The 14,372-nt window shown below is 58.5% G+C and carries 15 protein-coding genes; 5 read left to right on the top strand and 10 right to left on the bottom strand.

Translation table 11 applies throughout. The features are described from left to right. Positions 1 to 56: 56 nt before the first annotated feature. The 6 genes from ruvC to ICY20_RS19840 form a co-directional block, all read right to left on the bottom strand. Positions 57 to 581 carry a crossover junction endodeoxyribonuclease RuvC gene (gene ruvC, locus ICY20_RS19865; protein ID WP_159955518.1) on the bottom strand — a complete coding sequence of 175 codons (525 nt, stop codon included), beginning with the start codon at positions 579 to 581 and terminating at the stop codon, positions 57 to 59. 141 nt (positions 582 to 722) lie between these two features. Next, positions 723 to 1,469 (bottom strand): YebC/PmpR family DNA-binding transcriptional regulator, encoded by a 747-nt coding sequence (locus ICY20_RS19860; protein ID WP_135289456.1) that lies wholly within the window; start codon positions 1,467 to 1,469, stop codon positions 723 to 725. Between the two features lie 135 nt (positions 1,470 to 1,604). Further along, on the bottom strand, positions 1,605 to 3,380 hold the full coding sequence (gene aspS / locus ICY20_RS19855) for an aspartate--tRNA ligase (RefSeq protein ID WP_159955516.1): 1,776 nt from the start codon (positions 3,378 to 3,380) through the stop codon (positions 1,605 to 1,607). 107 nt (positions 3,381 to 3,487) lie between these two features. Then, positions 3,488 to 3,709: an FmdB family zinc ribbon protein gene (locus ICY20_RS19850; RefSeq protein ID WP_105524021.1), complete on the bottom strand. Its 222-nt coding sequence runs from the start codon at positions 3,707 to 3,709 to the stop codon at positions 3,488 to 3,490. A 171-nt stretch (positions 3,710 to 3,880) separates the two neighbouring features. Continuing rightward, positions 3,881 to 4,210: a ribbon-helix-helix domain-containing protein gene (locus tag ICY20_RS19845; RefSeq protein ID WP_159955514.1), complete on the bottom strand. Its 330-nt coding sequence runs from the start codon at positions 4,208 to 4,210 to the stop codon at positions 3,881 to 3,883. 180 nt (positions 4,211 to 4,390) lie between these two features. Beyond that, entirely contained in the window at positions 4,391 to 4,864 is a 474-nt protein-coding gene (locus tag ICY20_RS19840; protein ID WP_003193874.1) for a Dps family protein, read from the bottom strand. A gap of 429 nt (positions 4,865 to 5,293) precedes the next feature. Here ICY20_RS19840 and ICY20_RS28315 point away from each other — a divergent pair, with 429 nt between their 5' ends. Beyond that, entirely contained in the window at positions 5,294 to 5,896 is a 603-nt protein-coding gene (locus ICY20_RS28315; RefSeq protein ID WP_159955512.1) for a cold-shock protein, read from the top strand. A gap of 74 nt (positions 5,897 to 5,970) precedes the next feature. Here ICY20_RS28315 and ICY20_RS19830 read toward each other — a convergent pair whose 3' ends face one another. Together ICY20_RS19830 and ICY20_RS19825 are read right to left on the bottom strand one after the other, a co-directional pair. Then, positions 5,971 to 6,177 (bottom strand): SlyX family protein, encoded by a 207-nt coding sequence (locus ICY20_RS19830; protein ID WP_015885618.1) that lies wholly within the window; start codon positions 6,175 to 6,177, stop codon positions 5,971 to 5,973. Positions 6,178 to 6,180: 3 nt separating this feature from the next. Next, a complete protein-coding gene (locus ICY20_RS19825; protein ID WP_159955510.1) occupies positions 6,181 to 6,606 on the bottom strand; it encodes an HIT domain-containing protein in 426 nt (141 codons plus the stop codon). An 871-nt stretch (positions 6,607 to 7,477) separates the two neighbouring features. On the opposite strand from ICY20_RS19825, the gene ICY20_RS19820 reads away from it, so the two are divergent. Next, positions 7,478 to 8,821 carry an OprD family porin gene (locus ICY20_RS19820; RefSeq protein ID WP_159955508.1) on the top strand — a complete coding sequence of 448 codons (1,344 nt, stop codon included), beginning with the start codon at positions 7,478 to 7,480 and terminating at the stop codon, positions 8,819 to 8,821. 273 nt (positions 8,822 to 9,094) lie between these two features. On the opposite strand, the gene ICY20_RS19815 is transcribed toward ICY20_RS19820, so the two are convergent. Both ICY20_RS19815 and ICY20_RS19810 read right to left on the bottom strand, forming a co-directional pair. Beyond that, a complete protein-coding gene (locus tag ICY20_RS19815) occupies positions 9,095 to 9,937 on the bottom strand; it encodes a mechanosensitive ion channel family protein (protein ID WP_159955506.1) in 843 nt (280 codons plus the stop codon). 136 nt (positions 9,938 to 10,073) lie between these two features. Continuing rightward, positions 10,074 to 10,559 (bottom strand): YajQ family cyclic di-GMP-binding protein, encoded by a 486-nt coding sequence (locus tag ICY20_RS19810; RefSeq protein WP_159955504.1) that lies wholly within the window; start codon positions 10,557 to 10,559, stop codon positions 10,074 to 10,076. 123 nt (positions 10,560 to 10,682) lie between these two features. Between ICY20_RS19810 and ICY20_RS19805 the strand changes: the two genes are divergently transcribed. Genes ICY20_RS19805 through ICY20_RS19795 form a run of 3 tightly spaced genes read left to right on the top strand, consistent with a single transcriptional unit; the run spans position 10,683 to position 14,264 of the window. Continuing rightward, complete coding sequence (locus tag ICY20_RS19805; RefSeq protein ID WP_159955502.1) at positions 10,683 to 11,600, top strand: putative 2-dehydropantoate 2-reductase; 918 nt, start codon at positions 10,683 to 10,685, stop codon at positions 11,598 to 11,600. Between the two features lie 46 nt (positions 11,601 to 11,646). Next, positions 11,647 to 13,683 carry a sensor histidine kinase gene (locus ICY20_RS19800; RefSeq protein WP_194938407.1) on the top strand — a complete coding sequence of 679 codons (2,037 nt, stop codon included), beginning with the start codon at positions 11,647 to 11,649 and terminating at the stop codon, positions 13,681 to 13,683. 2 nt (positions 13,684 to 13,685) lie between these two features. Then, positions 13,686 to 14,264: a cob(I)yrinic acid a,c-diamide adenosyltransferase gene (locus ICY20_RS19795; protein WP_159955498.1), complete on the top strand. Its 579-nt coding sequence runs from the start codon at positions 13,686 to 13,688 to the stop codon at positions 14,262 to 14,264. Positions 14,265 to 14,372: the final 108 nt, after the last annotated feature.

Raw genomic sequence — 14,372 nt, 5'->3', positions numbered from 1 at the left:
TAAAGCTTGGGGGTCAGTTCAAGGCCTGACCGGAAATAACGATTGCGCTGATGCTATCAGAGACGCAGCCGCCCGCCACGACTGCGTGCGGTGCCCAAGCCGTGGGGCAACAGGCTTGAGCGGGTATGGGCATGGCAAATGGCGATGGCCAGGGCGTCGGAGGCGTCGATCTGCGGTTTTGAGGTGAGCTTGAGCATGTGCATGACCATCATCATTACCTGCTCTTTATTGGCTGCACCGGTGCCGACGACGGCCTGTTTAACCTGGGTGGCGGTGTATTCGGCGATTTCCAGGCCCTCTTCGGCACCTGCGACGATGGCCGCACCACGGGCTTGGCCCAGCTTCAACGCCGAGTCGGCGTTCTTGGCCATAAACACCTTTTCGATGCCCATGGTCACCGGCCCGTAGGTCTGGATCACTTCACGCACGCCGCGATAGACGATTTGCAAGCGCTCGGCCAACTCGCCCGCGCCGGTGCGGATGCAACCCGAGGCGACATACACACAGCCGCGCGGGGTCTGTTGCACTACGCCAAAACCGGTGATGCGCGAACCGGGGTCGATACCTAGGATTAAAGTCATAACGCCTGCGGTTTTATGGGTACATATAGATCCAATGTGGGAGGGGGCTTGCTCCCGATAGCGGTGGGTCAGTCAGTTCATGTGTGGCTGACACACTGCAATCGGGAGCAAGCCCCCTCCCACACTGGATTTTCATCGCGCTTAAGTCAGCTGTTCGGCAACGGACTCAGGGATGTCGGCGTTGGAATAGACGTTCTGCACATCATCCAGATCTTCCAACATATCCAGCAGCTTCAACACCTTCTGCGCACCGTCCAGGTCCAGCTCGGCGCTGGTGGTCGGCAGCATCACGATTTCTGCGTCGGTGCCTTTGAAACCGGCGGCTTCCAGGGCATTACGCACCGCGTAGAAGCTGGCGAATGAGGTAAATACATCGATGGAACCGTCTTCATTGGTCACCACATCGTCGGCGTCCGCCTCCATCGCGGCCTCCATCAACGCATCTTCATCGGTACCCGGTGCAAACGTGATCTGCCCCTTGCGCTCAAACAGGTAGGCCACCGAACCGTCGGTACCGAGGTTGCCACCGCACTTGCTGAACGCATGGCGCACGGCCGCTGCGGTACGGTTGCGGTTGTCTGTCATGCATTCAACCATCACCGCCACGCCGCCCGGGCCGTAGCCTTCGTAGGTCAGCTCGACCATGTCGTCGGTATCGGCAGCACCGGCGCCACGGGCCACGGCACGGTCAATGATGTCGCGGCTCATGTTGGCGCCAAGGGCCTTGTCCAGCGCCAGGCGCAGACGCGGGTTGGAGCCCGGGTCACCACCGCCCTGGCGGGCAGCGACGGTCAGCTCGCGAATCCACTTGGTGAAGATCTTGCCTTTCTTGGCATCCTGACGCTCTTTGCGGTGCTTGATGTTCGCCCACTTGGAATGGCCAGCCATAACACAACTCCGAAATTCTGTAGAAACCTTGATCAACCTCGCCCCAGGCGAGATGTAGTCCTTTAACGCAAAGGCGCATCCGAAGATGCGCCTTTTTAGACTGCGTAAACCTCAGTGCGCTTTCACGCAGCAGCCTTACTCAGCCTTCGGCGTCTCGCGCAGGCGGATGTGCAACTCGCGCAGTGCCTTGGCATCCACCACACCTGGAGCCTGGGTCATGACGTCCGCAGCACTCTGGGTTTTCGGGAAGGCAATCACTTCACGAATCGACTGGGCGCCAGTCATCAGCATCACCAGACGGTCCAGGCCGAAGGCCAAACCACCGTGAGGTGGCGCGCCGTATTTCAGGGCATCGAGCAGGAAGCCGAATTTCTCTTCCTGTTCCGCTTCGTTGATGCCCAACAGACGGAACACCGCTTGCTGCATCTCTTTGCGGTGGATACGGATCGAACCGCCACCCAACTCAGTGCCGTTGAGCACCATGTCGTAGGCACGGGACAGAGCGCCCGCCGGGTTGGCTTCCAGCTCGGCTGGCGAGCACTTCGGCGCGGTGAACGGGTGGTGCAAGGCGCTGAAGCTGCCGTCGTCGTTCTCTTCGAACATCGGGAAGTCAACGACCCACATCGGGGCCCATTCGCAGGTCAGCAGGTTCAGGTCGTGACCCAGCTTGATACGCAGCGCGCCCAGGGCTTCGCTGACGATCTTGGCCTTGTCGGCGCCGAAGAACACGATGTCGCCATCGACTGCACCCACGCGATCAAGGATCTCGTTCAGGTTGTCCAGCGGAATGTTTTTGACGATCGGCGATTGCAGGCCGTCAACACCGTTGGCGCGCTCGTTGACCTTGATGTACGCCAGGCCCTTGGCACCGTAGATGCCGACGAACTTGGTGTAGTCGTCGATCTGCTTGCGCGGCATACTCGCGCCGCCAGGCACGCGCAGGGCGGCGATGCGGCATTTAGGGTCGTTGGCCGGGCCGCTGAACACCTTGAAGTCGACGTCTTTGAGTTGATCAGCTACGTCTACCAGTTCCAGCGGGTTACGCAGGTCTGGCTTGTCGGAACCGTAGCGGCGCATGGCTTCTTCGAAGGTCATGTGCGGGAAATCGCCGAACTCCAGGTCCAGCACTTCCTTGAACAGGTTGCGGATCATTTTCTCGGTGAGGCCCATGATCTCTTTTTCATCGAGAAAACTGGTCTCGATGTCGATCTGGGTGAATTCAGGCTGGCGGTCAGCGCGCAGGTCTTCGTCGCGGAAGCACTTGGCGATCTGGTAGTAGCGGTCGAAGCCGGCCACCATCAGCAGTTGCTTGAACAGCTGCGGCGATTGCGGCAGGGCAAAGAACGAGCCTGCGTGGGTACGGCTCGGCACCAGGTAGTCACGCGCGCCTTCCGGGGTGGCCCGAGTCAGGATCGGCGTTTCTACGTCCAGGAAGCCGTTTTCGTCGAGGAAGCGACGGATGCTGGTGGTCATGCGCGAACGCAGGCGCAGCTTCTCGGCCATTTCCGGACGACGCAGGTCCAGGAAGCGGTAGCGCAGGCGGGTTTCTTCGCCCACGTCGGAGTATTCGTTGAGTGGGAACGGCGGGGTTTCCGACTCGTTCAGCACTTCCAGCTCGTAGCCCAGCACTTCAATGCCGCCGGACGCCATGTTCTTGTTCACGGCACCAGCCGGACGCAGGCGAACCTTGCCGGTGATTTTCACCACGTATTCGCTGCGCACGCGGTCGGCGGCGGCGAAGCTTTCAGCGCGGTCCGGGTCGAACACCACTTGGGCCAGACCATCACGATCACGGATATCGAGGAAGATCACCCCGCCGTGGTCGCGGCGACGGTGAACCCATCCGCAAAGGGTGATTTCCTGACCATCCAGGGTCTCGTTCAGTTGGCCGCAATAGTGGCTGCGCATCATGGTAGTGGTTTCACTTCTCGTAATTCGAAATTCGGTGGAGGCCTGCCTCGTCACCGTACATTAAAGCAGGGGACGGATAATGCAGGAGCCTGCGCGTAGAGTTCAACTCAGTCTGCTTTGTCGCCGCCCGCGATATTCTTCTTCGCGCCGGTCTTGAAATCGGTTTCGTACCAGCCGCTGCCGCTCAGGCGGAAGCCTGGCATGGACAACATCTTCTTGAGTTCCGGCGCCTGGCAGGCCGGGCAATCGACCAGCGGCGCTGCGCTGATCTTCTGAATGGCTTCCAACTGATGACCACAGGAAGCACATTGATAGTCGTACATGGGCATGGCGATGTCTCGGCGGTCAGAACGTTACTGCGCCACGCCTGTTCTGGGGCAAGCCCTGCATGCGCAGCAAAGCGCGGGATTATATCTGGTAAATCGAGGCAGCGCAGCCGGCTTTCTACCCGACGCCTCCCCCACCTGGGCAGTGGGCGGGCGCCGGGCGTACCTGATGGGTCAGGGTTCTGCGCAGCCTTTAAGCAGGTGAACCACGCACACCACCCTCACCAGCCCGCTGAAGTTCTTCACGCCGCCATAGCGCAAATGCACTTCCCGATCGACATAAGACAGCAAGGCACTGACGGAACAGGCATTGAGCCTGGCGATTTCCGTGAGGATATTCCAATAGATCTGCTCCAGCCGCAGACACGTGGAAAACCCATTGAGCCTGACCGATCGGGACAGAGGCCTGGCCAGCCCCATATCGAAGCCCCTTGCAAAGGGGTCGACCTTCAACTTATGGAAACCACCGGTTTCCATCACTCCACTACCTACTGCGCGCGACATACACCTGACACTCCATTGCCAAACAGCAGTCCATGGGGCCTCCCATTGGACGATAGCCCTATAAGACAGCAGGCAGGCAAGCACAGCCAGAAGACGGGGAGTTGATGGGCGTAGGACAACGCCAGCAAATGCGCGGAAACAAGCGAGCGGCGCCAGGACGGCGCCGCTGCGGGCTGACGATTATTGGTTTTCGAGCAGGGAGCGCAGCATCCACGCGGTTTTCTCGTGAACCTGCATACGCTGGGTCAGCAGGTCGGCAGTCGGTTCATCGCTGACTTTATCAAGCAGCGGGAAAATACCCCGTGCAGTGCGAGTGACTGCCTCCTGGCCTGCGACCAACTGCTTGATCATTTCCTCGGCACTTGGCACGCCTTCTTCCTCCTTGATGGAAGAAAGCCGAGCGTAGATCGAATAGGCGCCCGGAGCCGGGAAGCCCAAGGCGCGGATACGCTCGGCAATGGAGTCCACCGCCAGCGCCAGTTCGTTGTACTGCTCTTCAAACATCAAGTGCAGCGTGCGGAACATCGGGCCTGTGACGTTCCAATGGAAGTTATGGGTCTTCAGGTACAACACATAGGTATCAGACAGCAGCCGCGACAGCCCATCAACGATGGATTTGCGATCTTCTTCACTGATACCAATATCGATTGCCATGTTTTTCCCCTTCAATTGACGAGCATTCATTGATCAGGTGCAGGACCACTCTAGCAAGAGAGTCGACAACGCGCCGCCGTATGCATCCAGGCGACGTGCGGCAAATCGCCTCTGTTCGGCTCCCCAGCAAGCGACAGGAAAGCCTTTAAGTGACGTAGGATATTTCAACAGCAAGCCAAGCAAAACACCCGCACCTGTCTAGGACAAGCGTTTCCAGCAGAAATGCCCTACCCCATGCAACCCCTGTAAAGCCTTGATTTGAGTAGGCACAGCCTTTGCTGTTAAATAGACGGCGTGTCGCTGCCGTTACTTTTCGCGCCAGCGCCATAGGCTGATACCCGTGCACGTGCCCAACGCCTTCAATTGTTCAGAAGCGAACCGTGCCCGTCAGCTCTTCCTTGTGATCCGTCTTAACGTGAGTTAATCAAAATGTTGAAAATCGTCCACCTGCTAACGGGCGTTGCAGCTTTGCTGCTGTCCTTTATACCGAGCCTGCAACAGGGAAGCCCTCCCTACCTGGAACAACACGACGCTCTGTACCTGGCCATGTTCGGCCTTCTTAACCTGACGCTGTCACCGGTGATTCCTTACTGGAACAAAGGCACCCGTCATCAACTGCAAAACCTGGTCAGTGCGCTATTGGTGCTGACTGTTGTCGTACAAACCCTCACCCTCCTGGCACCCATGCCTGAAGTCGGCGGCCACCCGGCCATCCTGCTCAGCCTGGTGATTGCTGTGGTCGCCATCGTTCTTCACCTGGCCATCAGCTTCTACCGTTCATCCCCTGCCGCCTCGTCGCAAAACTACGACATGACCAATCGGGATACCGGTACCGTAAAGTGGTTCAACACGTCCAAAGGCTTCGGCTTTATTTCCCGTGATTCGGGCGACGATATCTTCGTCCACTTCCGGGCCATTCGCGGCGAAGGCCATCGTGTCCTGGTGGAAGGCCAGCGCGTGGAGTTCTCCGTGATGAATCGCGACAAAGGCCTGCAGGCCGAAGACGTGATCGCAGCACTGCCGCGTCGCTGACCCCAGCCTTCGCAGCAAAAAAAACCGCGACCCAGCGTTGGCTGGATCGCGGTTTTTTATTGCCCGCGCATTAATCAATAATGCGGCGGCGGTGCTTCCTCTTCGGACGTTTCGAACTGGCCGCCCATCTCTTCCTGGCGCTTGAGCAGCGCGGTCATCTGCAACTGCAGGCGCTCGACGGCACGCTGCTGGGTGACGAGGATGTCATTGAGGGTCTCGATGGTGTCGTCCTGAAAGGCCAGGCGGCTTTCCAGATCTGTGACGCGGTCTTGCAAATCCATAATTCAGCCCTGGGTAAAGATAAAGTCGGCGGGCAACAGTTCGCGCAAGCGCGCGCGGAGGGCACTCACCTGCGCGTCGCTGTAAGGCTTGGCCGGGTGCTTGCCCCAGACCGGCGCAGGCCAGGCCGCATCGTCACGTTTGCGCACAATAACGTGTACATGGAGCTGGCTGACCACGTTGCCCAAGGCACCGATATTCATTTTGTCAGCCGCCAGGCCCTCATTGAGCAACTGCGCCAGGGCCGTGGTCTCTTGCCATAAACGCTGCTGGTCGGCGACATCCAGCTGAAACACTTCGCTGATACCGTCAATGCGCGGCACCAGGATGAACCAAGGGTAGTTCGAGTCATTGGACAGCAGCAGGCGGCTCAGGGGGAAATCCCCGATGACTAGTGTGTCTTGTTGAAGGCGTTGATCTAAGGCGAACACCGCAGGCACTCCGTTCGGCAGGTCAGGTTCAAGGCCCCAGCATACCTGCGAATGGCTGACGCTTCACGCCGGCGAATACGCGCCCAGACAAGGCAAGGCGAAAAAAGCGCACCATTTCGAGACAAGTGTTTATTTGAACTACGCTCTCTGACCAATCCCACAGCCTTCATTCACGTACTGATTAAAAAACACCCACGAGAGCCCCGATACAGAGCCCTCAAAAAATAAGGCATTAAGCCATCATCTGGTTCAGGGACGATTCAAGCCACTGCACCAAAATGACCCACTTATGCGTCAAAGAGATCCGCCGATTACCCACTGACTGGGGTGAACGGGTAACGTTTTACACAGGCTCGGCATTTATGCACCACAGGACATACACAGAACACGGGCGTCAAGGCCAAACCAATCGGCGTAAAAACCCCGTGCTTATGCGGTTTTTACGCAGCCATGACATTTTTCACGAAAAAATGACATTCGGTTACCCGTTTGGGCGCGCTTGTTGCATTCATCCCCACATCGTCGGCAACGGCACCGAAATGGAAGCAGGTGTTTCGCGATGAAAAACACTAGCGATTCAATACGCACCAAGGAAGATTGGAAACTTTGAAAGTGGCGTTTCAGGCGCTCTGTTCAATGATTTACAACAGTATTGAAGTTGTCAGCCTCGTTACAGTGAGGCTGTGAAATTGCGACATGGACATAGCAATTTACGACTAGCTCGTAAAGAAGCTGAAAGGAAAGTTGAGCAAGTATCGCCAAGATTGTCAGCGTGATATAACTTTGCGCCGACACAAAAAGAAAGAGCCGCCCAGACAAAAATACAGGTGGGACGGCAGTACTCTTCCTAAAACCAAAGGAGCAAATCACGATGCGCGTGATGAAGTGGAGCATGATCGCCCTGGCTGTTTCAGCAGGCACCTCGCAGTTCGCAATCGCGTCCTCCCAGGACGATGCAAAGGGCTTTATCGAAGATAGCACTTTGACCGCGAAAACCCGTGCCATGTACATGAACCGTGACTACAAGAGCGGCGTGGGCAACGTACGTCGTGGTAACGGTACCTACACCACCGGCACCGACGACAAACTCAGCGGTTACCGTGAAGACACCGGTGTCAGCGAGCTGCTCACCTACACGTCCGGCTTCACTCAAGGCACCGTTGGTTTCGGTCTCGATGCCATGGCCATGGGCAGCGTAAAACTCGACGGCGGTTCTGGCACTGCCGGTAACGGTCTGTTCGCTACCAATGGTTCCGGCGAGCCTGAAAATACTCAGTCCAAACTTGCTGGGGCGGCGAAGCTGCGCATCTCCAACACCGTACTCAAATACGGTAATCAATTCGTATCCAGCCCGGTGTTCACCACCGACGACGGCCGTCTGCTGCCAGAAGTCGCCACCGGTACTTTGATCACCAGCAACGAGATCAAAGGTCTCGAGCTGATCGGCGGCCGCTTCACCGCATTGAGCGCGCAAACCGGCATGGGCCGTGACACCATCAACGGTCGCAGCCGTGTCACCGGCGAGCAAAACCCAGGCTTGAGCTCGGCGAACATCGTTGGCGCAACCTACTCGGGTTTTGACAACCTGGTGTTGGCCGCTCACGCTTCCGACATTGAAGACTACTGGAAGAAGCAGTACGTCAACGTGTTCTACACCCTGCCACTGAGCGACAAACAATCGCTGAGTCTTGATTTCAACGGCTACCGCAGCAAGGACGACGGCAAGAAACTGGCTGGCGACCTCGACAACCGCGTCTGGAGCCTGGCAGCTGCCTATACCTTCGAAGCCCACAAGTTTACCCTGGCTTACCAGAAGTCCTCGGGTCAAACCGGTTACAACTACGGCGTCGACGGTGGCGGTACCGTTTACCTGGCCAACTCCGTGCAGATCTCCGACTTCGTCGGTAAAGACGAGAAGTCCTGGCAGGCTCGCTACGACCTGAACATGGCCTCTTTTGGCGTGCCAGGCCTGAGCTTCATGACTCGCTACACTCGCGGTAGCGGCGTCAGCGTTGCCGACTCTTCCAGCGATGGCAAAGAGCACGAGTGGGACGTAGAAGCCAAGTACGTAGTGCAAGAAGGCCCGGCCAAAGACCTGTCCTTCCGTGTGCGTAACGCGATCTATCGTGGTTCCAACGCCGATTACCGCGGCACCAACTACGACAACCTGAACGACACGCGTGTGATCGTAGAGTACCCACTGAGCATCTTGTAATTTCAATGCTCAGCTGATTGCGCTAACGCGTAACGCTATTAAAAAACCGGCGACCGAATGAGGTCGCCGGTTTTTTTATGCCCAAGAAAAATGCCTATACGGGACCAGTCACTTAAATAGCAAGCTAACTAAGCAAGCCGTGTTCGCTAGTTGTAATAGGCGGTACTGCTTAGAACTTGGTAGTTGCCAAGGAGCCTGACAACAAACAAGGGGCCTGGAGCCCCTTGTCTTGAACAGCATTAGTTGACCAAAAGGCCAAGTCATGAAAACGACTTATTGCACAGCCGCTTCCTGAACCACGCGAATCACCCGCTGCGGAAAAGGAATATCAATCCCCGCCGCTTTTAAGCGATCTCGTGCAAGTTCGTTCAACATAAACATCACATCCCAATAATCCGCCGTCTTGGTCCAGCAACGCAGGGACACGGTAATCGAGCTATCGCCCAAGGTCGAAACCACTGCCACCGCGGCCGGGTCAGTCAACACGCGCGGGTCTTTGGCCAACTCCAGCAGCACCTCACGGGCTTTTTGCAGGTCCGCCTCGTAGTCCACACCCACATCAAACACGACTTTGCGGGTTGGCTGACGGTTGGTGTTGGTGATGATGCCGTTGGACAGGCTGCCATTCGGGATGATGACAGTCTTGTTGTCGCCGGTGCGCAACACGGTGTGGAAGATCTGGATGCTGTCCACGGTACCCGAAGTGCCTTGGGCTTCAATCCAGTCACCAATGCGGAACGGGCGGAACAGCAAAATCAGTACACCACCGGCAAAGTTCGCCAGGCTGCCTTGCAGTGCCAGGCCGATGGCCAGGGTAGCTGCACCGATTGCAGCAACGAACGAGGTCGTTGCCACGCCGATCATCGAGGCCACGTTGACCATCAGCATCACTTTGAGCGCGATGTTGGCCAGGTTGGTGATGAAATGTTGCAGGGCCATGTCCGCATTACGCAGCGCCAACAAGCGCCCGACACGGCCGGTCAACACGTTGATGAGCCACCAGCCGATGGCGAGGGTCAGGACGGCCAGCAGTACACGGCTGCCGTATTCCATGATCATCGGGATCCAAGACTCTGACGTCTTGATCAAATTATCCATTTCAGCATTCAAATCCATCTATCTTCTCCTGTGTGGCGGATGTGCGGCTTTATTGACTGCCTAAAAACGCAAATGAGCCCCGTAGGGCTCAAGTGTAGGCACTGGTTCTGGGGCGTGGGACGTCAAAAACGCCCGCAGGTTCCCCAAGGTGCCATCAGTCGCGGAAGTTATTGAACTGCAGCGGCATGTCAAAGGTCTTGGCGCGCAGGGCCGCGATGGCCTCTTGCAGGTCGTCACGCTTTTTGCCGGTGATACGCACCTGCTCACCCTGGATGGCGGCCTGGACTTTCAGCTTGGCATCCTTCACGTGAGCGACGATTTTCTTCGCCAACTCCTTGTCGATGCCTTCCTTGAGCACGGCTTCCTGCTTCATCAGCTTGCCCGAAGCGTAGGCGTCCTTGATTTCAAGGCACTGCGCGTCGATCTTGCGCTTGACCAGCGACAGCTTGAGGATTTCGATCATCGCTTCCAGCTGGAAATCGGCTTCAGCGGTCAGGTTGACGGTGAGGTCCTTTTCCTTGAATTCGAAGCTGCCCTTGCCTTTCAAGTCATAGCGACGGTCCAGTTCCTTGACGGCGTTCTCGACGGCGTTGGTGACTTCGTGTTTGTCCAGTTCAGATACCACGTCGAACGAAGGCATGTGATTTCTCCAATATAAGGGGCGGGCTCAGTAGAGATGGAGCGCGCCCGAGCTAAAATGCCGGGGCATTATAGCGGTTCTTTCGCCGCGTTCACTGCGGGCGACCCTACGGAGTACAAACTGATGTCGACCACCTGGCATATTCTCGGCGCTGGCAGCCTGGGCACACTCTGGGCCGCACGCCTGGCGCGGGCCGGGGTGCCTGTGCGGTTGATCCTGCGCGACGAGGCACGCCTGGCCAGTTACCAGGCCGCGCCAGGATTGACCCTGGTGGAACAGGGCGTGGCGCACACTTACCCGGTAATCGGCGAAACGCCCGACAGCCCACAACCTATTCGCCGCCTGCTCGTAGCCTGCAAAGCCTACGACGCCCAAGGTGCCGTCGCCCAGTTACAACACCGACTGGCACCGGACGCCGAACTGATCCTGCTGCAAAACGGCCTCGGCAGCCAGGACGCAGTGGCCGCGCAACTGCCCCAGGCCCGCTGCATCTTTGCCTCCAGCACCGAAGGTGCCTTTCGCGATGGCGACTGGCGCGTGGTATTTGCCGGCCATGGCTACACCTGGCTGGGGGACGCAAGCCACCCCACTCCACCGCTGTGGCTAAACGACCTGCAAACCGCCGGCATCCCCCACGAATGGAGCACCGACATCCTGACACGCCTATGGCGCAAACTGGCGCTCAATTGCGCAATCAACCCGCTGACCGTGTTGTATCAATGCCGGAATGGCGAACTGCATGCTCATCAGTGCGAGGTGGCCACCCTGTGCGCCGAACTCGCTGAACTGCTGGAATGTTGCGGCCAACCCGCCGCCGCCGTCGAGTTGCAACACGAAGTGGAACGGGTGATCCACGCCACCGCCGCCAATTACTCCTCGATGTATCAGGACGTGGCCAGCGCCCGGCGTACCGAAATCAGCTACCTATTGGGCTATGCTTGCCAGGCGGCGGCCCGTCATCAATTGAACTTGCCGCACCTGCAACAGCTGCAAGTGCGTCTGGTAGACGAACTGCTTGCACGTGGATTGCCCCGCGACTGAGCCACGCGCTACCCTGCCCGCCTGTCTATCACCTGGGAAAACCCTGATGCCGCTGCGCCAGCGTCTAGAAAATCTACCGGTAGGGCAGAAACTGCTGGCCGCCCTGCTGGTGCTGTTGACCACCGTCTTGCTGGTGGCCAACCTCACGTTTATCAGCGCCGCCTACTGGATCTCCCAGGAAAGCATGGCCCCCCAGGCCTTGCAGGCCATCGGTCGCCTGGTGTCCAACCCGGCCCTCGCCGCTGAAGCCCTCGAATCGCCCGACAAGGCCAACGCCTTGCTCAATGAGCTGACCAGTTACTCGCCGTTGCGCGCCGCCGCCCTCTACGACAGCGAAGGCAACCGCCTGGCGCAGATGCAACATGGCGACCGCCTGCACCTGCCAGACACCTACCGACATATCGAGGCCTGGCGCGTCACCGAGTTTCGCAGCAACCAGATCATCACCCTGCCCCGCGCCGGCCTTCCGCCGGGGCACTTGTTGCTGGTGGCCAGCAGCGAGCTGCCGGTCGCCTTCTATACCGGCACGTTGACGGCCAGCCTGGGCATCCTGATTTTCAGCGTGTTGCTGTGGCTGATCATCGCTCGGCAGATCAAACGCCTGATCACCCGGCCGATCCATGAGCTGGAAGAGCTGTCGCGCCAGGTCACCCGCGAAGAGAACTACGCCCTGCGCGCCGGTCGCGGTAATCACGATGAAATCGGCAGCCTGGCCGAAGCCTTCAACACCATGCTGTCGCGTATCGAAGCCCGCGAGCAGCAACTCAAGCGTGCACGGGACGATTCCCAGGCCGCTTACGCTCAAGCCCAAGGGCTGGCCGAAGAAACGCGCCACACCAACCGCAAGCTGGAGTTGGAGGTGCAGGTGCGCAGCAAGATCGAGAAGAAACTCACCGGCTTTCAGAATTACCTGAACAGCATCATCGACTCCATGCCCTCGGCGCTCATCGCCTTGGACGAACAACTCTACGTAACGCAATGGAACCAGGAAGCCAGCGCCCTCTCCGGCACCCGCCTGGACGAAGCCTTGAACCAGCCGATCTACCTCGCGTTCCAACCACTCAAGCCGTACCTGCCGCAGATCCGCGCCACCGTCGAGCAACACACCGTGGAACGTATCGAGCGCGTCACGTGGGTCAAGGACGACGAAGCCAAGCATTACGCCCTGACCTTCTACCCGCTGATGGGCGGCGCCGGGCGTGGCGTAGTGATCCGTATTGACGACATCACCCAGCGCCTGTCCCTGGAAGAAATGATGGTGCAGTCGGAGAAAATGCTCTCGGTGGGTGGGCTGGCAGCAGGCATGGCCCATGAGATCAATAACCCGCTGGGGGCGATCCTGCATAACGTGCAGAACATCCGCCGACGCCTGTCACCCGACCTGCCGAAAAACCTGGAACACGCCGAACAGGCCGGTATCGAACTGGAAACGGTCAACCACTACCTGCAAAGTCGCGAAGTGCCGCAACTGCTCGACGGCATACAACAGGCCGGGGCACGGGCGGCGAAAATCGTGACCCATATGCTCAGCTTCAGCCGTCGCAGCAACCGGCAGATGGCCCCGTGCGACTTGCCCGCCTTGATTGACCAAGCGGTGGAAATCGCCGGTAACGACTTCGACCTGGCCATCGGCTTCGACTTCAAGGGCCAGGCGATCATTCGCCAGTTCGACCCCCAACTCGGCCCGGTGCCCGGCACCGCCAACGAGCTTGAGCAAGTGTTGCTCAACCTGCTGAAAAACGCCGCCCAGGCCATTCACCTGCGGGCCGACGATAGCGAACCAGGGCGCATCATCCTGCGCACCCGCCTCAACCCGCCATGGGCGGAGATCCAAGTAGAAGACAACGGCATCGGCATGAGCGAGAACGTGCGCAAACGCACCTTCGAGCCGTTCTTCACCACCAAGGAAATAGGCCAGGGCACCGGGCTTGGGCTGTCGGTGTCGTATTTCATCATCACCAACAACCACAAGGGCCAGATGGAAGTGCATTCCACCCCCGGCCAAGGCACGTGTTTCACCCTGCGCCTGCCCTTGGCCGGCAGCCAACTGCCACCCTACGACCTCACCCAACTGGAGCAATGACCATGGGCTTTCGCCTGTCGAAGATCTACACCCGCACCGGCGACAAAGGTGAAACCGGCCTCGGTGACGGCCGCCGTGTGCCCAAGGACCACCCGCGGGTGGAGGCCATCGGTGAGGTGGATACGCTCAACAGCCAGCTGGGGTTGTTGTTGGCCAACCTGGAAGAACAGAGCGGCAAGCACCCGGAGTTAAAGGACGTGATTGAGGTGCTCACACCTTGCCAGCATCGCCTCTTTGACCTCGGTGGCGAACTGGCGATGCCGGTATACAAAGCGCTGAATGCAGCCGAAGTGGACCGCCTGGAAGCGGCGATTGATCGCTGGAACGAAGAAGTAGGCCCGCTGGAGAACTTCATCCTGCCCGGTGGCTCGGCGTTGATCGCCCAGGCCCATGTATGCCGCAGCCTGGCGCGCAGTGCGGAGCGGCGGTGTCAGCAGTTGAATGCAATCGAGCCGTTGGAAGGCGTGGGGTTGGCGTATATCAATCGGTTGTCGGATGTGTTGTTTGTGGCGGCGCGGGTGATTGCCAAGCGCCAAGGTGTTGCAGAGGTGTTGTGGCAGGCGGCTGCAAAACCCCATTGATAATTCAGCGTCTGATCTGACGCCTTCGCGAGCAAGCCCGCTCCCACATTCGACCGCATTTCAAAGGTAGAACTCGGTCAACTGTGGGAGCGGGCTTGCTCGCGAAGA

The sequence above is a fragment of the Pseudomonas pisciculturae genome (genome assembly GCF_015461805.1).
In the GTDB taxonomy this organism is placed as follows: Bacteria; Pseudomonadota; Gammaproteobacteria; order Pseudomonadales; family Pseudomonadaceae; genus Aquipseudomonas; species Aquipseudomonas pisciculturae.
The sequence above is the reverse complement of the archived record's forward strand: the minus strand, read 5'-3'. Positions and strand labels throughout refer to the sequence as shown.